Annotated in this window: 21 protein-coding genes; 20 read left to right on the forward strand and 1 reads right to left on the reverse strand. The window is 36.1% G+C overall.

Going from position 1 to position 20570, the window contains the following annotated elements:
* The 20 genes from ACQKMI_RS10230 to ACQKMI_RS10325 all read left to right on the forward strand — a co-directional run bounded on the left by ACQKMI_RS10230 (nt 1) and on the right by ACQKMI_RS10325 (nt 18714).
* On the forward strand, nt 1–1263 hold the full coding sequence (locus tag ACQKMI_RS10230; protein WP_427488539.1) for an NAD(P)/FAD-dependent oxidoreductase: 1263 nt from the start codon (nt 1–3) through the stop codon (nt 1261–1263).
* A gap of 2 nt (nt 1264–1265) precedes the next feature.
* Nucleotides 1266–1538 (forward strand): (2Fe-2S)-binding protein, encoded by a 273-nt coding sequence (locus ACQKMI_RS10235; RefSeq protein ID WP_427488541.1) that lies wholly within the window; start codon nt 1266–1268, stop codon nt 1536–1538.
* Complete coding sequence (locus tag ACQKMI_RS10240; protein ID WP_427414759.1) at nt 1538–1837, forward strand: (2Fe-2S)-binding protein; 300 nt, start codon at nt 1538–1540, stop codon at nt 1835–1837. The genes ACQKMI_RS10235 and ACQKMI_RS10240 overlap by 1 nt, the downstream gene beginning before the upstream one ends.
* Before the next feature lies 1 nt (nt 1838).
* Nucleotides 1839–3056 (forward strand): NAD(P)/FAD-dependent oxidoreductase, encoded by a 1218-nt coding sequence (locus ACQKMI_RS10245; protein WP_427488543.1) that lies wholly within the window; start codon nt 1839–1841, stop codon nt 3054–3056.
* A 19-nt stretch (nt 3057–3075) separates the two neighbouring features.
* Nucleotides 3076–3543 (forward strand): GNAT family N-acetyltransferase, encoded by a 468-nt coding sequence (locus ACQKMI_RS10250; RefSeq protein ID WP_427488545.1) that lies wholly within the window; start codon nt 3076–3078, stop codon nt 3541–3543.
* 151 nt (nt 3544–3694) lie between these two features.
* On the forward strand, nt 3695–4381 hold the full coding sequence (locus tag ACQKMI_RS10255; protein ID WP_427488547.1) for a CoA transferase subunit A: 687 nt from the start codon (nt 3695–3697) through the stop codon (nt 4379–4381).
* A complete protein-coding gene (locus tag ACQKMI_RS10260) occupies nt 4378–5019 on the forward strand; it encodes a 3-oxoacid CoA-transferase subunit B (RefSeq protein ID WP_427488549.1) in 642 nt (213 codons plus the stop codon). The genes ACQKMI_RS10255 and ACQKMI_RS10260 overlap by 4 nt, the downstream gene beginning before the upstream one ends.
* Before the next feature lie 98 nt (nt 5020–5117).
* Nucleotides 5118–5438, forward strand: coding sequence for a DUF3870 domain-containing protein (locus ACQKMI_RS10265; RefSeq protein WP_427488551.1), 321 nt, complete (start codon nt 5118–5120; stop codon nt 5436–5438).
* 166 nt (nt 5439–5604) lie between these two features.
* Nucleotides 5605–6795, forward strand: coding sequence for a thiolase family protein (locus tag ACQKMI_RS10270; protein WP_427488553.1), 1191 nt, complete (start codon nt 5605–5607; stop codon nt 6793–6795).
* 42 nt (nt 6796–6837) lie between these two features.
* Nucleotides 6838–8313 (forward strand): M81 family metallopeptidase, encoded by a 1476-nt coding sequence (locus ACQKMI_RS10275; RefSeq protein WP_427488555.1) that lies wholly within the window; start codon nt 6838–6840, stop codon nt 8311–8313.
* 576 nt (nt 8314–8889) lie between these two features.
* A complete protein-coding gene (gene fabZ, locus ACQKMI_RS10280; RefSeq protein WP_376074467.1) occupies nt 8890–9315 on the forward strand; it encodes a 3-hydroxyacyl-ACP dehydratase FabZ in 426 nt (141 codons plus the stop codon).
* A 707-nt stretch (nt 9316–10022) separates the two neighbouring features.
* The gene (locus ACQKMI_RS10285; protein WP_427488557.1) at nt 10023–10784 is read left to right on the forward strand and encodes a glycosyltransferase; all 762 of its coding nucleotides are present in this window, start codon (nt 10023–10025) and stop codon (nt 10782–10784) included.
* A gap of 270 nt (nt 10785–11054) precedes the next feature.
* Complete coding sequence (locus tag ACQKMI_RS10290; protein WP_427488559.1) at nt 11055–11528, forward strand: hydroxymyristoyl-ACP dehydratase; 474 nt, start codon at nt 11055–11057, stop codon at nt 11526–11528.
* An 11-nt stretch (nt 11529–11539) separates the two neighbouring features.
* Entirely contained in the window at nt 11540–11992 is a 453-nt protein-coding gene (locus ACQKMI_RS10295; RefSeq protein ID WP_427488561.1) for a DinB family protein, read from the forward strand.
* A gap of 196 nt (nt 11993–12188) precedes the next feature.
* A complete protein-coding gene (locus ACQKMI_RS10300; protein WP_427488563.1) occupies nt 12189–12929 on the forward strand; it encodes a polysaccharide deacetylase family protein in 741 nt (246 codons plus the stop codon).
* A gap of 230 nt (nt 12930–13159) precedes the next feature.
* Nucleotides 13160–14206 carry a GNAT family N-acetyltransferase gene (locus ACQKMI_RS10305; protein WP_427488565.1) on the forward strand — a complete coding sequence of 349 codons (1047 nt, stop codon included), beginning with the start codon at nt 13160–13162 and terminating at the stop codon, nt 14204–14206.
* Between the two features lie 380 nt (nt 14207–14586).
* Complete coding sequence (locus ACQKMI_RS10310) at nt 14587–16089, forward strand: S41 family peptidase (RefSeq protein ID WP_427488567.1); 1503 nt, start codon at nt 14587–14589, stop codon at nt 16087–16089.
* A gap of 80 nt (nt 16090–16169) precedes the next feature.
* Nucleotides 16170–17072 (forward strand): CobW family GTP-binding protein, encoded by a 903-nt coding sequence (locus tag ACQKMI_RS10315; protein ID WP_427489316.1) that lies wholly within the window; start codon nt 16170–16172, stop codon nt 17070–17072.
* A gap of 347 nt (nt 17073–17419) precedes the next feature.
* Nucleotides 17420–18139, forward strand: a complete 720-nt coding sequence (locus tag ACQKMI_RS10320) for a CAP domain-containing protein (protein WP_427488569.1) — start codon at nt 17420–17422, stop codon at nt 18137–18139.
* Between the two features lie 221 nt (nt 18140–18360).
* The gene (locus ACQKMI_RS10325) at nt 18361–18714 is read left to right on the forward strand and encodes a hypothetical protein (protein ID WP_427488571.1); all 354 of its coding nucleotides are present in this window, start codon (nt 18361–18363) and stop codon (nt 18712–18714) included.
* 411 nt (nt 18715–19125) lie between these two features.
* Here ACQKMI_RS10325 and ACQKMI_RS10330 read toward each other — a convergent pair whose 3' ends face one another.
* Nucleotides 19126–20496 (reverse strand): MATE family efflux transporter, encoded by a 1371-nt coding sequence (locus tag ACQKMI_RS10330; RefSeq protein WP_427488573.1) that lies wholly within the window; start codon nt 20494–20496, stop codon nt 19126–19128.
* Nucleotides 20497–20570 lie beyond the last annotated feature (74 nt).

Here is a 20570-nt window from a genome sequence, read left to right on the forward strand (position 1 = left end):
ATGTCCGAAAATTTATTAACAATGTTAGCTCTCGACATTGAAAAAGAAACTATCGAAGATGTTCATCGAACAAAGCACGAAATAAATGCTTTAGAACAGTACTTAAATGAAGCGCGTTCATTATCTGAGAAAAAAAGTGTTCTGATCATTGGTGGAGGTATCATCGGGCTATTAACAGCTTACTTTTTACAAGAAATTGGTTTTGAAGTAAGTATTGTCGAAGCGAAATCATTTGCTGCTGCTGCCTCTGGTAGAAATGGCGGGGCCATTATGACATTAGGACGAGAGTTATCAGAAATGCCGTATTCTTTAAATGCATTAAAAATTTGGAGCCAATTAAGTGAAAAAGGTATTGAAACACACTTCAAAAAAAATGGACATTTGATGGTGGCTCGAAATGACATAGAAGCAAATATATTAAGAAAATCATATGAATTATATGTCCAAGCAGGAATACATGTGGAATTGTTAGACAATAAATCAATGAAGAAATATGTGCCATTTTTAAGCGATGATATTCCATTAGGGATCTATAGCCATGACGATGGATCAGCTTATCCATTCACAACTTCTCAAAGTTTAATTAAATCTTTAAAGCAAGGTGGAGCTAAACTTTATAATCATTGTTATGTTGAAAAAATCGTTACAGAAAAAAATAAGATCTTAGCGGTACAAACGCCAAAAGGAAGTTTAACGGCAGATTATTTCATCATCTCCACTGGTCCTTGGACTCAAAAAATCTGCATGGAACTAAGTGAACATATTCCAATTAGACCTCGACGGTCCCAATTGTTTGCAACAGAAATTGTTCGTCAAAATATTATAAAACCTTTCTTTACAGGGAACGGAATATACTTAAGACAAACACATGCTGGGAATATACTCTTTGGTGGAGGGGGCCCGTGGGAATTAGACGGGTATGAATTAAACAATACAATCCAAGCCATCCAACTACAATCAGGACGTTTTTTAGAGTTATTTCCTAAATTGAAAAATAAAAAATTACTACGTACATTCGCGGGAACAGTAGAGTTAACTCCAGATTTTACACCAATAATGGGTAAATTAATGACACTTGAAAATGGCTTCGTCTCAGCTGGTTACAATGGGCATGGTTTTGGTATATCTACTGTAATGGGTAAGCTAATGAGCTCATATTTATATGACTATATACACCATATCGAACCGACCGATGTGATAAAAGACATGCTAAAAAAGTTAAGTGTTGACCGTTTTGAAAAAGTGAAAGAAACAGGTGATTAACTATGAAAGACGTTATTATTTGTCGTTGTGAGGAAGTTAGTTTAGGAGATATCGAAGCCGCTAAAGAAAACGGCTTGATAACATCACAAGAAATAAAAATGGCGACACGTCTTGGTATGGGAATGTGCCAAGGAAGAATTTGTCGTACATTAATCGATAATTATATGTCTGATCAAATTCCACAAGGTATGTCACAGCCTTCTAGTTTAACAGTACATGTCCCTGTACGTCCTGTTTCACTTTGTCAACTTGCAGCGAGGGAGGATAACGTTTAATGCGCATTCAACATCATCCGATTGTAACTATTTCACCAAAAAAACAGGTAACATTTTATTTTAACGAACAAATATACACTGGACTAGATGGCGATACAATAGCGGCTGCACTTTGGGCGAATCGTGTAACAACCTTGAGACATACGGAGAAAAATAATATGGGACGCAGTTTGTTTTGTGGTATTGGGAACTGTTTTGATTGTCGCGTATATATTAAAAACCAGGGAATGGTTAGAGCATGTAACGTACCTATAGTTGAAGGGTTAGAAGTATTCTCCACTGATAGGGGGATCGAATAGTATGAAATACGATGTAGCTATTGTTGGTGGAGGACCAGCAGGTTTACAGGCAGCAATAACACTAGCAAAAAGAGAGGTTTCTGTAGTTGTTATAGAAGAAAATAATATGCTAGGTGGTAAACTTTTAGGACAGTTACATGAAGAAAATAACGGTAATTGGTGGATTGGTAGAGACGTTGCTGAAAGGCTAGTCAATGAAGCAAGAAGTTATAACAATATTACTTTTATTCTTGGTACACAAGTATGGAATATTGATGCAAATTATAAGCTTTACCTTTCGAAAGTGGATGGGTTAGAGATCCTACCAATAGTGGAAGCGGATTATTTACTTTTAGCTACAGGAGCTATTGAAAAAGGGCTTCCTATCAAAGGTTGGACATTACCTAAAGTGATTACTGTGGGTGGAGCCCAAGTACTGACAAATCAATATTTCGTTAAGCCAGGAAATAGAGTAGCAATTATAGGAGCTGATATTCTTTCAATTTCAATCGCTAGAGCTATGAAGTTAGCTGGGGTAGAAGTTGTAGGGATTTATTTACCTCCTAAAAACTTGTTCAATAAATCAATTTCTAATCCAAATCTAGTCATGCAAATTTTTAGCTCAATGGGTAGTCATGCTCCAAATGCATTTATGAAAATGGGCACAAATGTCATAAAAAGTAATGTAGGGCGAAAGCTAGCCCATAAATTTTATCCATCTAGAGGCATTAAAATGTGGGAAATTCCAATATATCTAAATAAATGCATCAGTGAAATTCAAGGCGATCAAGAAGTAAAGGCCGTTAAAGTACAAAATGTAACATTTGAAGGTGAGCTTACAAGTAAAGCAAGAACGTTAAATGTAGACGCAGTTTGTATTTCTGCGGGATTAACACCTCAAACGGAATTATCGGTTGTCTTAAAATGTGAATTTGCAGATATTGATGGATTAAGTGGCAAAGTTCCTATTCATAATGAGAGATTGGAAACAACAGTTGAGAACGTTTTCGTTGCGGGAAATATTACCGGAATTGAAGGTGCTAAAATTTGCATGGCTCAGGGTCATGTTGCAGGACTTAGCATTTTAAATAAGATGGATAAACTGCTGAATTCGAAAGAGCTTCAAGCATCATTAGAACAATTAAAGAGAATAAGAGAAACCTCTCCAATCCAATTTCATTCTAATATTTTTAATGGAAGAGAAAAAATGCAATTACATTGGGATAAATACTATCAATAAAAGAGAGTGAGTGTGAATTATGACAGCAACATATTATATTGAAGTTCCAAAAAAACTAAAGATTAATGAAATTGATATGATGATGGAACTAGAAAAAGATGCTTTTCCAGGAGTAGGTGCCGTTGATGAACAATGTCTTGTACCACTAACTCGATATGGAAAAATGGTTTGGTTTAAAGAAGAAGGCGATGATCGCCCAATCGCAGTTGGAGAATTAATGCGTAATTTTGATAATCCTGATGAAGCTTACGTATTTGGTTATTATGTTCGTTCAGATCAACAAGGTAAAGGTATCGGAAAGAAATTCTTAGTAGAGCTTCTCGATTATATACAAAAACAAGGCTTTAAATATGTAACACTGACTGTAAACACAGAGAATGTAGCAGCGATAAAACTATATGAAGCGTTTGGTTTTGAAATTATTGAAACACGCGAAAACGAATTTGGTAAAGATGAACATCGTTATTGCATGAAAAAGAAGTTTTAACTTCATTTAGCAATGCGGCTTCACTTTCGCGCAAAAAACAATTGTGCTGCCGCTTCGCTTTCGCACAGAAAACATTTGTTGGCCTAATGCCTTCGGCCGATTCCGTACGCAATTTTGTCGAGGCATAATTGATGCTATTGGGGTGAATTGTATGAACAAGTTAAAAAGTTCGATCATGGAAGCACTTGATACTTTAAAAAATGGAGACACATTATTAGTTGGTGGCTTTGGATTAATTGGAGCCCCTCTAACGTTAATTGATGCTTTAAAAGAGAAGGAAGTAAGTGAGTTAACTGTTGTCAGTAATAATTTAGGTGAGTCTGGTAAAGGGTTAGGTCTTATTCTAAATCAAAATAAGATTAAGAAAGTTATTGGTTCTTACTTCACAAGTAATAGAGATGTTGGTGAAAAGTATCAGAAGGGGGAGTTAGCTATTCAACTTTTACCCCAAGGTACAATGGCTGAAGCATTAAGAGCTGGTGGAGCAGGAATAGGTGGTTTCTATACTAAAACAGCTGTTGGAACAAAATTAGCAGAAGGTAAGGAACAACGAGTTTTAGATAATGAAACGTATATCTTTGAACATTCTATTAAGGGCAATGTTGCATTCATCCGTGCTCATAAGGCAGATGAGTTAGGAAATTTAACATACTATAAAACGGCTCGGAATTTTAATCCTCTAATGGCAACAGCTGCTGAATATGTAGTGGCAGAGGTGGATGAAATTGTGCCTGTAGGTTCTTTAAATGCTGAAGAAATCGTTACCCCTCATCTATTTGTAGATGCAATTGTAGTTGCTAAAAAAGTTTTGACGAAAGAAGGGGTGAAAAGTTTGTGAATGAACAACATCTCATTGCTTGTCGTGTAGCTAAAGAAATAATAGGGCCTGCGGTTGTGAATTTGGGAATCGGCATTCCTACATTAGTATCAGAATATGTTAAAGATGATAAGATTATTTTTCATACAGAAAACGGACTATTAGGTGTTACAGACATAGATCCTAATAATATTGACCCCAACCTAGTCAATGCAGGTAAGCTTCCTATTGGCGAAAAAGTAGGCTCTTCATTTTTTAATAGCGCAGATTCTTTTGCGATGATTCGTGGTGGACATATCGACGTCGCCATACTAGGAGCATTACAAGTAGATCAAACAGGATTAATCGCTAACTGGGCTGTACCTGGCAAGACTATTTTAGGTGTAGGAGGCGCAATGGACTTGTTATCAGGAGCAAAACAAATAATTGTCGCTATGACACATTGTTCTAAGGAAGGTAAAAGTAAGCTTGTAAAAGAATGTACATTTCCAATAACTTCAACAAGATCTGTTGATATTATTGTTACTAATTTAGCGGTATTTCATGTTAAAGATCATGAACTATATTTGGTCGATTTAATGCCTGGTGTGACATTAGAAACTGTACAACAACACACCGAAGCAATATATAAAGTTGCACTTGCGCATAACCAACTTTAAACAACCAAATCAAAAACAATAGAACCTATATTCCCAATATCTATTAAGATAATATTAGGTCGCGATTGTAATATTTATAGATGTTAGGAGGCGAGTATGTGGAAGAGATTAATACAGTACTTGTAACTGGTTATGCCAAAGCACCTCAAGGGACTTCAATGTATGAAATCTACAAGTATGCAGGAATTGTACTAGAAATAGATAGAGAGAGGCATGTAATTGTAGAAGCAGAATTTACAGTAGTTACAGATCTTACACAATCTTTCTTCAAAAGACTTTTAGTAGGATATTGCTTAGAAGGAGGGGTAGATGACTTAATCGAGAAAATAAGGAGAAACTATTTTGCCCCTAGCCAGCAAGCAATAATTGTAGCGCTACAAGCAGCTGTTCAACGTTATTGGGACAATGTAAATGAATAAAGTTTAGTAGTTTAAAAAGGTGAGGTAGTCTCCTTTTTCATAATCTTGTCAAAAACCGGTCGAGCGTAGAAAAATATAGGTATTTTTATGTAACTATATACAATACGTTTGGTTCGGTTTTTATGTTTATACTACATTTTACAACAGTAGCAAGGAGGATATATATATGGTAGTTATAGTAAATGCATTTCGAACACCGATAGGTAAACTCGGAGGATCTCTAGCACAAACTTTGCCTGAAGATTTAGTTGCCCATGTTATGCAAAATAATCTATCTTCTGTAGGTTATGGGGAAGAAATTTTAGATGAAATTATTATAGGACAAACGAAACAAAGTACTCACGCTCCGAATATCGCAAGGGTCGCAGCATTAAAAGCGAAATTCCACGATACACTATCGGCGTATACTGTACATCGTCAATGTGGTTCGGGGATGCAAGCTGTAATGAATGCTGCGATGGCCATTATGGCGAACCAAGCTGATGTAATACTCGCTGGTGGTGTAGAAAGTATGTCACAAGCACCTTTCTACTTCATTCCTGACCGAACAAATACATTAAACGGAAATCTTACTATTTATGACTCGAATATTGAAAGTCAAGCAAAGTCACAGCCAGAATCGATTTACGGTACTTTTTCAATGGGAGAAACTGCAGAATGGTTAGCGGAAAATTTCAATATTTCAAGAGAAGAACAAGATTATTTTGCATATGAAAGTCAGATAAAAGCTAAAGCAGCTATTGATAAAGGTGATTTTGAAAGCGAAATTGTCTCAATAGAAGTCAAAACTGGAAAAAAGAAAACCATCCATTTTGCTGTAGATGAACACCCTCGTCTATCAGATATTGACGTTCTAGCTAAATTGCAACCCGTATTTAAAAAAGACGGTAGCGTAACAGCGGGTAATGCGTCAGGACGTAATGATGGAGCTTCAATGTTGTTACTCATGGATGATAAAAAGGCACATTTACTTGGATGTAAGCCACTTGCAAAAATCGTATCATTTTCGTCAGTTGGCATTTCCCCAAAAGAAATGGGTCTTGGGCCTGTTCCAGCTATTGAGCAAGCGTTAGAAAAGGCTGGATTGAATATCCGTGATATAGATTTATTCGAAATTAATGAAGCTTTTGCTGCACAAACATTAGCATGCATAAAACAATTATCTCTCCCATTATCAAAACTTAATGTAAACGGTGGCGCCATTGCATTAGGTCATCCTCTAGGTATGTCTGGTGCTAGAATCTTAACTACATTAGTTCACGCTCTAGAAAAGCGCAAGTTACGTTATGGCGTAGCTGCTATATGTATAGCAGGTGGACAAGGTTTGGCAATGGTTGTAGAAAGATACATGGAGTGAAAAACGAAGACCGTTAAAATTTGTCTGGAGGAGAATTAGATAATGGTGAGAAGAATAGGTATTGCTATGTTTTATCACGAATCGCATAGTTTTGTTCCTTATAAAACCGATATTCCACAATTTGAAAACTATGGATATTGTGAAGGTGAAAAGCTAGTGAATGAATTTCGTAACACAAAAACAGAGTTAGGTGGATTCATTGATGTTTTAGAACGCTATCATGATATTGAAATTGTACCATTACTTTGTGCAGCGGCGATCCCGTCCGGTATTGTTACAGCAAGCGCTTACTCTCGAATTGAACATCAAATGCTCACGTTACTTCAGCAAGAAAAGGCATTAGACGGACTATTATTAGCACTACATGGCGCTATGGTAGTAGAGGAATTACAAGATCCGGAAGAGCAATACATGATTAAAATCAGAAGTATAGTTGGAAATATTCCTATAGTTATTACCCTTGATATGCATGCTAACATCAAAGAAAGCTACTTAGATTTAGCGAATGCAATCATTGGTTATAAAACATACCCGCACATTGATATGTATGAGACTGGTGAAACTGCAGCTAACGCTCTCATTGAATTACTTTCCGGGCAGCAATTTAAAGTTAAAATGAAAAAACTCTCCTTAATGCCCCCTTCTATTAATATGAGAACATCCGAGGGACCAATGCATAAATTGATGGAAGAATCTAAGGTATTAGAATCAAAAGAAGGTATTTTTAATATAACTATTTTGGGAGGGTTCCCCTATGCTGATGTAGCACAAGTGGGAGCGGGTATTATTGTGACGGGGACAGATGAAGAAATTATAAATAAAGCACTTGAAAATCTGACAAACTTATACATGGAAGTAAAAGAAGAGTTCTTAGTAACTCTACCAACAACTAAAGAAGCGATTTCACAGGCGCTTCAACTTTTAGGAGGTAAGCCAGTTGTACTAGCTGATATCTCCGACAACCCACTAAGTTGTGGTAGCGCTGATACAACAGAACTAATGAGAGAAGTTTTAACGCTAAACATTAAAGATTGTTTAATCGGTGGGATTTACGATGTTGAAAGTATCGAAAAATGTAAAGAAGCAGGAATTGGATCTAAAGTCCAGTTACAATTAGGGGGTAAGATTAACCCTCAATACGGACATCCTATTGAAGTAACGGCAGATGTTATTGCTATTTCAGATGGTGTATTTTATAATTCTGGTCCTTTCCAGAAAAACTATCGTATGGACTTAAAAAATGCTGTGCATATTAAATGTGAAGATGTTGAAGTCTTATTAATAGGTACTCCAATGTCTGCTAATGACCCAGAGATGTTTCGCCATATAGGAATAGAACCTTCAGTCAAAAAATTACTTGTACTGAAAGCCAAAAATCATTTTAGAGCAGCATTTGAACCAATCGTGGGAGATATTATTTATGTGGATGCACTAGGTGCAGCCTCAAATTATTTGAGAAACTTCCCATATCAAAATGTACCTGCCTCTATTTGGCCATTAAATAAGGAAGACTACTAATACAAAAATATTTTAGTCACATCTAAAGGGATGTGGCTTTATTTTTTAACTTCTTTAAGCAAATGTTTTTTGTAGCGAAAGCAAAGCGTCAGCTACAAAAGACTCCTATCTCTATAGTTGGTGAGATGAATACGGTATAAAGTCACTTTTCAAGGGTGTCCAAACATTCGCTGAAATAGTGGAACTCAGTCTAAGAACGCCACGTCCTGTGGCAACGACTGGGTGACCAACGTCGTGCTGCTGCCGCTACGTTAGCACTACGCTTTCGCGCAAAAAACATCTGTTGGACAAAATCCTCCGGCGGATGTCACGGAATCGGAAAGGAGTTCTTTCATAGGATGTTAGCCTAAAATCATCGCATCCATGCGATAATGGCTAACCTGCATCGGTAAAAACGCCACGTCCTGTGGCATTACCGAAATGACCGACATCGTGTCGGCCCTCGTGCAGGCCTAAGCACAAAGCCGATCTCGGACGCAATTATGCCGAGGCATAATTGATTTATAACATAAAAATAGTACCAACTACTAATAATAAATGATAGAATTAGGTAATAAGAATTTTGGAGGTTTTTTTATGCTAGATATTCAACAAATACAAGAAGTCTTAAGACATCGTTATCCATTTCTATTAGTGGATAGAGTATTAGAATTAGAAGAAGGGAAAAGAGCAGTAGCCATTAAAAACGTTACGATTAATGAAGAGTTTTTTAATGGACATTTTCCGAATTACCCAGTAATGCCAGGTGTTTTAATTGTTGAAGCATTAGCGCAAGTAAGTGCTATTATTATGCTCACAAAAGAAGGGAATCAAGGAAGACTTGGATTGCTGGCAGGTATTGATAACTGTCGCTTTAAAAAACAAGTGAAACCTGGTGATCAACTGCGTCTTGAAGTGGAAATTACACGTTTAAAAGGTGCCATTGGTAAAGGACGTGGAGTTGCAACGGTTGACGGAGAAATAGCTTGTGAGACAGAGCTTATTTTCGCATTCGGAAGCTAAGCCCATACGATTTTAAAGAGTACTGCAAGAAAAACATTGCAGTACTTTTGTTCTGTTATAAAGGATATTTGAAATATTTGTTGAATATACATGATATGGATTGATTTAGAATGGAGGCGTTTTCATGAACCATTCCTTAGTTCTTTTTATAGCAATTTGTATCATGCAGCTAATTATCCTCACAAACATCACAATATTAAACGGTCAATGGAATGGCATAACAATGTGGCTATGTACAGGTATATTTATTTTTTCATCCGCGATTTTCGCCTTAAGTAGATTAAATAAAAAAAATTCTAATGTCGAATGAAGGTAATTCAAAATTAGAATCAAGAGTTGGTAATTACAAACCAACTCTATTTTTTTGACCATTTATCTTCATACAGCAGATGCTTTTCGAAAGCGTAGCGACAGGTACAAAAAACTTCCACCACTGATGATGGTGAAATGAATGAGAATGTGATTTCTTTAGTTGGTGTCCAAATACAATTCTAAATCCAGAAACAAATACGCCAAGGTGAAATATTTCAAATTTTAATGTTAGGGTGACTTGTTATTTCTATAGTGTGACTTAAATCATTTTGAAACAGTGTTAATGTTGTTACGAAATAGACATAAAAACCCAAAAATAAAATATTTAAGGAGGGAGAGATGATTGTATACTTAAATTGAAATAACGAGAACTAATTATGAAGGGGAGATTTTAAATGTCGGAAAACACACCATTTATAAAAGATGTTCCTGATGAAGATGTGAAATTTTCAATAATCATACCTGCTCATAATGAAGAAAATTATATTGGTGAGTGTTTAGCGTCAATTGCAAAATCTGCACAACCTTATAAAGATCAAGTAGAAGTTATCGTTGTCCTCAATCGTTGTACGGATAAAACGAAAGAAATTGCACAGTCCTATAATTGCGTAACATTGGAAAATAACGATAAAAACTTATCCAAAATTAGAAATGCTGGAGCTGCGTTAGCAAAAGGCGAAATTCTAATTACAATTGATGCTGATACTCGAATGACAGAACATTTGCTATCAGAAGCTGAAAAGCACTTATCATCTAATCAATACATTGGAGGAGGCGTGAATGGTAATTTTGAAAGAATGTCCTTAGGTATAGTAGTTTCTAGCATGTTGCTAATTGTTCCTTTACTGTTCAAGTACGGGTTGATCTCTGTCGGCATCTTTTGGTGCTATAAAAAAGATTTTCAGGCAATAAAAGGTTTTAATGAGAATATGCTAATGGCAGAGGATGCTGATTTTGCTAAGCGTTTAAAAGAATGGGGCAAGAAGAACGGAAAAAAATACGGAACAATTAAAAATGGGATGACGACTTCTTGTAGACGATTTGACCATTATGGCGACTGGATGTTACTAAAACGTCCAGATATACTTTTTGCTTATCTCAGAGGTACGAATAAAAAGGCAGCAAATGAAGCTTATTATGATGATCAAGCAAGGTAAAGATCGAATAGCTCGTATCCCAGTTTGAGTATCATCTAGACCACTTCATTGTAAAAGAAGTGGTTTTTTTATGCGTAGTTCTATAGATTTTCTAGAATGTTCTACGTAGATAATAAACTCACAATAAAATTTTGTCGAAAATAACATACAACCTTTCAGTCCCTTCATATACTTTAATTATCTGAAAGATTTGGGTGACTTGACTATAAACGTTTTCTATTATAAATAAGGTCATTAAATCTGGTAAACCAGTATGAGAGGATGAGGGGTTTGAAGCATCCCGGCACAAATGTTTTTGAAAATAAAGAGGAACTATTCATACCTGAAAAAGCATTAGATAAAGATTTTTGCGATCGATTAGTGAAAAAAATCCATAAAAATATTCTAAATGAAAATATAGCAAACGATGTTTATATGTCATATTTCGTGATTTTTGATCAACAATATACATTGAAAGAAATTCAATTTTTACTAGATGTTTTAAAATTGCAAGCAAATGAAATTATTAGATCAAAGCCGATGTTTATTACATTATGTGGTGTGCTATTATCGTTGATTACAATCATTGCCTCTGCGATTAATACAAAGCTAATGATTGGCATCTCATTTGTCCAAATAGTTGCTCTCGCTGTTTTAAGTTTTAATGTAGCTGTATTGTTTATTTCCTATAAAATAGAAAAAGAATATAAAAAAATATACGAAGTCATTAAATTAATCGATTATTATTTAAGCTTTTATAAGTAGGGGTGGGAATTATGCAAAATATTATTGATCAATTAAATTTATGGATAAATAAAGTACCGGTAGAGTTCCATCAAATGTCTGAACTAGAGATTTCGCGACGACCAGCGCCTCAAAAGTGGTCAAAAAAAGAAATATTAGGACATCTATGCGATTCTGCCATTAATAATTTGGAGAGGTTCATTAAAGTACAATACGATAAGGTTCCTTTTGTACTAACTCCATATGATCAAGTTCAGTGGGTAAAAATCCAAGGGTATCAAGAATTACCGATTGATGAAATATTGAATTTGTGGGTGAGCTTAAATAATAAAATATTAAATGTTATTAAAAATATCCCCAATGAAAAGCTAGCCCTTCAATGTGATATTGGAAATAATGAGCTTATGACCCTACAGTGGCTTATCCAAGACTACCTGGAACATATGGAACATCATATAAAAAAACAGATTTTAAATATAGCGTAGGCTTTTTTGAAAAGTAAGTAACATTTTGTCGCAAATCACTTGGCGACAAAATGTATCTAACAATCCTAAAAGGACAACCTCTAACTTCAATCATTTTAGCTTCAAATAATACACGGTAACAAAAAATCAAAAAAGAGCATTTTTTTTATCATTCCTCAAATAATAAGAGTAAATATTTATTTGAGGAAGTGAAAAGTTGAAAAAATTCTTGTTGTTATTACCTATTTGGCTATTAACTGTCTCCTTTTTTTATGTAAAAGTCGGCGCAGAAACATACGAACATAAAGGGAGAAAGTATTATGAAGAAGCAGGACAAATTGTTTGGGAAATTAATACAGATGAAAAAATTATTGCGCTTACCTTTGATGATGGCCCACATCGAAAATACACATCTCAGATTTTAGATGTGTTAGCCAAACACAATGCGAAAGCAACTTTTTTTATTGTCGGTCAAAATGCAGAAAAAAATCCTGAAGTTGTAGCAAGAATGTATAAGGAAGGTCATGAACTAGCCAACCATACATTTACCCACCCATTAAGAACAAATGTCTCGAATTTACTTAGGGAAATAAAACAAACAGATGACACTATTCAGAACATCACTGGAACCAAGCCTACTTTATTCAGACCTGTTGAAGGCCAGTATTCAGATGCAATGATTGAAGCGATTGCTAAAGAAGGATATAAAGTGGTTATGTGGTCATGGCATTTAGATACATTAGATTGGAAAAGTCCAGGTACAAATAGAATTGTGAATACTGTGGTAAATGGTGTTAAAGAAGGAAATATCGTTCTTTTTCATGATGGAGGCGGAAATCGTCATCAAACTGTGAAAGCGATGGAAAAAATTTTAACTGAACTTGACAGTCAAGGCTATCGATTTGTCACAGTTTCTGAATTACTCGACGTGCAGGGTAAAAAGGACAAAAACAAATAAGTATCCGAATGGATTAAACTACGACTAAAAGTGTCGCTTATGTTTTCTTTTTATGTGCTGTAACTTAGAACTTAAATAATGAATTTGTTAAGAAATATTATTTTCTAGGTGAAAATCAGGCTAAATGTAAATAGCCTGATTTTTCATTTTCTGAGAATGACCTATCCATAAATAGGTTGAGATCTCGGAGCGAAGCAGGAGGGGAACGAGGGCTAAAAGCATTTGCCTTTGTGACTAACATCCTGCCGCTGACGCTTCGCTTTCGAGAAAAAAACATCAGCTGCCCCAAGTGGCTCATCGGACGCCCCCAGGAAGCTTTGCTCTGCGCGAAAGCGAAGCGACAGCAACAATGTTTTATCTGTGCGAAAGCGAAGCGACAGCAACAATGTTTTATCTGTGGGAAAGCGAAGCGACAGCAACAAAGCGCCCAGCCGGAACGGAAATCAACCCCATGTTATGCTCATGACCTAAAAAATGGTATAATTACCTTGATAAATAAAGGGGGATTGGCATTGTGTAAGGTTGAATTGGTGGAATTTAATGATGAACTTTTAGAGGGAATTGGGAGTTATTGTCTTAGAAGTAAGAAGAAATCAAATGGATATATAAATAAGAATAAATGGCTGAATAATAGATTTGAAGAAGGCTTGAAATATGTGCAAGTAATCGCCAATAATAAACAAGTTGGGTTTATTGAATATACAGAAGCAGAAAATTCATCCAGAGTGGTCCATGCTGATGGTTATTTAGTCATTCATTGTTTATGGGTAAGTGAAGTTGGAAAAGGATACGGTACTCGATTAATTAATAAATGTTTAGAAGATGCAAAAAAACTTGCAAAAAAAGGTGTTGTTGTTGTTACAAATTCAACTACGTCTTGGGCGCCAAGTAAAGAAATTTTTTTGAAAAACGATTTTCAACTTATTGATACTGCACCATATGGTTTTGAATTACTTGTATACCCTTTGAACAACGAAGCCGAACAACCATATTTTCCGAATGATTGGGAGGAGAGATTAAAAAAATTCACCAACTTGACGATTTTACGTTCATTCCAATGTCCATATGTCGAAGTTGCATCAGAAAATATTATAGCCGGTGCAAATAAATTAAATATACAAGTGGAAATTATTGATCTCAAAGATAGAGAAGCGTTGATGGAACTGGTGCCAACCCCGTATGGTATTTTTTCTGTCATTTATAAGGGACAGCTTCTTTCATTTCAGAGGCTAACAATACATTCAGTGATAAAAAAATTACGAGAACTTACGCAATAACAACAGCGCAAATGATATATAATTGCATAAGAGTACATGTAATTTCTAATATTCTATGAGGATTTTAGTTGACTGCTACTAGGAAACAGGTAAAATAGAAAATCAGTACCATTATATACCTATAACTTAGCAGATAACTGAGGTGTCTATAGCAAGTGCTTCTGTGACACCTTCACTTTTACAAAGTCTACTGCAATATCACCTACATAGAATAAAGAGCTTATATAGTGATTAGAAATGATGGATTTTATGAAGATTGTTGTAGGACAAGATTTGTCATGAAATTTTGACAGTCTTTTTCTTTTCGTCTTCCCTTTAACCTGTTAAGATGGTATTAGTGTGACAACAAGTTAGTGTATATGAGAGTGGTGACAATCAAGATGGATGAACAAAAAAAAGATAGTGTAGAACAGCAGCCAGAACAAACATCCCCTGCTGAAATAAAACCAGCAGTACGATTTGTACAAATGAAACCGTTTAAATTTATCATGCTGATGTTCTTTACAATTCTTATTACTGCAGGCTTAACGATATTTGCGTTAACATTCGGTGAAAAGAAAGTAGTTGAAGTGAAAGTACCGAGTGGGCGTGCAGAATTTGCAAAATTATATGAAGCCTATGATTTACTTAAAAACAAATATTACAAAGATATCGACGATGTAAAAGTGGTCGACGGCGCTATTAACGGCATGTTCGACGCATTAGATGATCCGTATTCTGATTTTATGGTGAAAGACGAAGCAGAACAATTTCAGTCTGGATTGTCTTCAAGTTTCCAAGGAATTGGTGCGGAAATTCAAGAACGTAACGGTTCTATTACTGTTGTATCACCTATTAAAAACTCACCTGCTGAAAAGGCAGGGCTATTACCGAAAGATATTATCTTAACAGTGGATGGGAAAAGCATTCACGGGTTAAGTGCTTCTGAAGCGGTAGCGCGTATTCGCGGTGAAAAGGGAACGCCTGTAAAACTAACCGTGAAACGAGGAACTAATGCTGAGCCTATTAATATGACGATTGTCCGTGACGAAATTCCGGTTGAAACGGTTTACGGTGAAATGCTTGAAGGGGATATTGCCCATATTCAAATAACGTCATTTAGTGAGAATACAGCAAAAGAAATTGAGAAGATTCTTGCAGATTACGATGGTAAAGCCAAAGGTATCGTATTAGATTTACGTCAAAATCCTGGCGGCTTCCTAGATGCTGCAGTAGAGATTTCAAATTTATTCGTTCCAGAAGGTAAAGCGATTGTACAAGTGCAACAAAAAGACGAGGAGCCGGAAATTACAACAGCTGTTTCTGGTAAAAAATATAATGTTCCGGTAACAGTACTTGTCGATAGCGGCAGTGCTTCTGCTTCTGAAATATTAGCTGGTGCACTAAAAGAATCTGTTGGTGCTAAAATTGTTGGAGAAACATCGTTTGGTAAAGGTACAGTGCAAAATGTCACACCATTAAAAGATGGCTCTAACCTTAAATACACAACAGGTAAATGGTTAACACCAAATGGTAACTGGATTCATGAAAAAGGCATTGCTCCAGATGTTAAAGTGTCATACCCACCTTATGCATCATTACCATACTTAGATCCAACTGTGGAAATGAAAATGGGTGTGCAATCTAACGCTGTAAAAGCGGCTCAAGAGATGCTAGAAGTTCTAGGATACGAGCCTGGAAATGCAGACGGTATTTTTGAACAAAATACAGAACGTGCAGTGAAAAAACTGCAAGCTGCAAATGGTTTTGAAGAAACTGGTGTTTTAACTGGCGATACAACGTATGCTTTAATGGATGCATTACGCGCTAAAATAAAAGCAGAGGATCCTCAATTGTTAAAAGCAAAGGAACTTCTAACTGGTACACCAGCAAAAACTGAGTAAACTACAAACTAACAAGTAGCTGTCGCAGTAGGCGTCTCTAATGGCCTTTTGCGACAGCTTTTTTTATGGAGGTAATAATTATGAAGGACGTATACTTATTTAGTGGTTTTTTAGGTAGCGGAAAAACATCTATGCTAACAGATGTTATTCGCCAACTAAAGGAAAAAAATTTAAAGCCTGCTGTCATTATGAATGAGCTTGGAAAGCTACCATTTGACTCACAGGCTGTGGAAAAGGATATTCCGTTAAAGGAAATGTTAGAGGGCTGTATTTGCTGCTCTGGCGCCGAAAAAACAGAGGCACAAATTCAATCTCTTCTATTAGATAGTGACTTTGATGTCCTCATTATTGAAACAACAGGTGCTGCACATCCTGTAGAAGCTTTAGACGCTGTTTACTCACCGTTATTTGCAGAAAAGTTAAATGTCAAAGGAATTGTCACAGTTGCTGATTCAAAACTGTGGCTGAACCGAGAGACATTAACTCCGCAAGTGCGCTCTTTATTTATGGAACAAATCCGTCACGCACACTTATTACTGGCCAATAAAACGGATTTACTAACAGAAGCTGAGCAGGCACAGGTTGTTTATGAGCTACAAGGCTTTAATCCGCATGCTTTTATTTTGCAAACTACAAATGGGCGCGTGCCGTTACGGTTATTAGAAGATTTAAAGGCAACAGTACAGTTGGATAAACAAGATATTGTGAAAGCGCCTATAGCATCGATGCATCTGGGCTCACGATTAGTTGATTTTAAAGACGTTAACTTTACACAAGAGCAATTTGAGGATTGGGTACGTACAATGCCTGAAACTGTGTATCGAATGAAAGGTTATGTGCCAATTGAAGGTGTAAAAAATCCTATGCTGTTTCAATATGCATATGGCATGGTCCAATGGCTTCCAGAGTATGTAAAAATGCCCGCAAAACTCGTGATTATTGGTGAAGATGTAAGTAGTTTAAACGTCATTGGTATTGAGTAAACGCTGAAGCTAGTTAAAATAGAAATACTAAAGCTGCCAAATTCTACTTGTCAGACGAAAGTTTTGTTCGTATCGTCTTTCTGTTAGTAGAAATTATGGCAGTTTTTTTTGTGAGTGCGCGTTAAAATCTATTTGAATTATGAAAATATTTAATAGTTTTTAAGGGGTGTCAACCCTATTTATAACGTAAGTATTTCATAGGTTGGTGAAACCTGCTAAAAACCAATGCTAAAAACCCTCTATTTGACGCGAATCTATTTCTTTGATGGTGTTGTTAGCAGATGCTGGTAAGAAATTTATGAAAATCGTACTTTACGATTGTTTGCAGAGAAGGAGGAATTGCAAAAATGAAAAAAACACTAACTGCAATTTGTGCAACATTTTTATTAGCAGCTCCAATTCAAATGGCTTCCGCTGCAGAAAATACTACAGAGGGGAACACAACTACAGACTGTAATAAAGTTTATTCTTATAAATGGTCAAATCAATGGTCAAACCAATGGTCAAATCATAAGTGGCATGTAAATCTACCACAAACACAAGCACCATCAAAAGAAGTACAAGTACCAGAGAATAATCAAACATCAAATAATAATACACAAGCAACAAATAACAATACACAAACAGCTCAAAAAGATAATTCAGCAACTGCACCAAATCAATCTACACCATCAACAACTACTTCAGATGTGAATGCTTTTGAACAAGAAGTAGTAAAATTAACGAATGCTGAACGTACAAAAGCTGGTTTAGCACCATTTAAAACGGATGATAAATTGATGGCAGCTGCACGTGAAAAATCACAAGATATGCAATCTAAAAACTATTTTTCACATACAAGCCCAACATTCGGTTCACCATTTGATCGTATGAAAGCTTTAGGTATTACGTATAAGAGTGCAGGTGAAAATATTGCACAAGGTCAACGTACACCTCAAGAAGTAGTACAAGGTTGGATGAATTCACCAGGTCACCGTGCGAATATTTTAAATGAGAAATTTACGCATATTGGTGTTGGCTATGTGAAATCAGGTAACTACTGGACTCAACAATTTATCCAAAAATAATCGTATAAATTGAAAAGCTTCAATGAATAATAGGATGTTCACTAAGTCGTAAATGGCTTAGTGGACATCTTTTTTTAAATAAAAATACAAACTAGACATGTTTATAGTTTAAAATTTATGGTTTAAAAAAACTATTTTTATCTGTGAAATTAAGGTGCAATAAGATATAAAGTATGGCCTTTGGCAAAACGAGAGGTTGATTTCCGTTCCTGCTGGGCGCTTTGTTGCTGTCGCTTCGCTTTCGCACAGATAAAACATTGTTGCTGTCGCTTCGCTTTCGCACAGATAAAACATTGTTGCTGTCGCTTCGCTTTCGCACAGATAAAACATTGCCGCTGACGCTTCGCTTTCGCGCAGAGCAAAGCTTCCTGGGGGTGTCCGATGAGCCGCTTCGCTACGCTGCAGGGTCTCGGGCCAACACGATGTTGGTCACGAAGGCGTTATCACAGGATGTGATGATTTTAGCCTTCGTTCCTCTATCACAGATCCCCGAGGAGTCGCCCAGCCTCCACTCCAATCAACCACTTCATATAGAGTGTATCGTTTTGAAACTCCTCATTCACGAAGATTACTAGATCATTTAGTTTTTCAATACAATATAAATCAGGAATGTGTCTAGTTTGTTATTCATGGTGTAATAAACTATTTTGTCAGTGAAAAAGAAGGTGCCGTAATAAATAAAGGTTGGCTCAATGGGCAAAATAGTGGTTGATTTTAGCCTTCGTTCCTCTATCACTGATCCCCGAGGAGTCGCCCAGTCTTCACTCCAATCAACTTATATAAATTACATACATTTTATCAAATATGATTCGCAACTTTTGGTGATAAGCCAATTAAAAATAAAAATACCCCCAAAATTAGAGGTTTGGCTTAGAAGGTAGGGTAAGGCTTGTAATGTTAGTAGAAAAAAGATTTTTAGAATATGGAATGTAGATATTCTTGCAGTCTGTTATTTCTATAATAAAAAAAGCAAACTAGAACAAAGTCTAGTTTGCTATTGTTGTTTTATCCGTCCTTGCATATCTTTTTTGAACAAGTAATAAGCGTATTAATAAAGTAATTGCTCCTGTAGTCAGACCTGCCACTAGTCCAATCCAGTAGCCAAACGGTCCAAAGTCTGTATGAGTGGCAAGTGTATATCCTACAGGCAAGCCGATAACCCAATACGAAATAATGGCCATAATAAAGGTAATTGTAACATCCTTGTAGCCTCTCAAAGCTCCTTGTACAGGCGCTTGGATAGAATCAGATAACTGGAATATAGCTGCGTATATTAAAAAATGACTGGCGTATTCTAGCACTTTACCATCAGTCGTATACATATTGGCAACAGGCTCTCTAAGGATAAAAAGAATACAAGCTGAAATAAAGCTAAAAATAATCGCGGTTCCAACACATAAATAGCTATATAGTTTAGCATCGTGCATACGGCCAGCGCCTATTTCGAAACCTACTAATATCGTAACACCCATCGAAATGCTTAGAGGTACCATATAAAGCAGGGAGGTGAAATTTATAGCAATTTGATGAGCTGCGATAATTTCTGTACTAAAGCTACTCATCCTCATCGTGACAGCAGAAAAAATACTCGTTTCTGCAAATAAGGATATGCCGATTGGTACACCAATGATTAAAATTTCCTTCCAACGAAGCCATTCTAATTTTGGCCAGTCATGGAATAGGCGGAAGTGTTCAAAGGGCACGCGTTTAGCAATAATCCAAACTGTGATCAAGAAAACAAGCCAGTATGTAATCGCTGTTGCAACGCCTGCACCGATTCCGCCAAGCTCAGGTGCACCAAACTTGCCGAAAATAAAAATATAATTCAAGACAATATTAATAGGTGTTGTAAGTAATGTAATAATCATTGTAACGCGAGTTTTTCCAAGTGCATCGATAAAACAGCGCATGACAAAAAATAAAAAGAGTGGTATTAGTCCGGCGCACATCGCTTGTATATAGGATTTAGCAATCGTATGTACTGAGGCTTCTAAATCCATATTGCCAAGAATCCAATCTATGCCGACTACTAATACAATAAAAATAAGTACCGCTAAAACGATGGCTACATAGATTCCTTGCTGAACAGCCTTCTTTGCTGCCAACTCTTTTTTAGCTCCAACAAGCTGCGAGACGATAGGTGTGATCGCAAGGAGAATTCCAGATAATCCTATGTAAATTGGCATCCAAATAGAGGAGCCGATTGATACTCCAGCTAGGTCAGCGGTACCGTACCGACTCGACATTAAAATATCGAAGAATGAAATCAGATAAATAGCTACTTGCGTGACTAAAATAGGTACGATAATTTTTAAGATTAATGCATATTTTTCTTTTAACGTAGTTGTTTGATTCATAGTGAATAATCTTCCTTCATTAACATAATGAATTAGTATAGCATACTAATTAGAGAAAAGTTGAAAAAATCAAT

Origin of the sequence: Lysinibacillus sp. NPDC097214, assembly GCF_050277945.1 — a bacterium.
GTDB lineage: Bacteria > Bacillota > Bacilli > Bacillales_A > Planococcaceae > Lysinibacillus > Lysinibacillus xylanilyticus_B.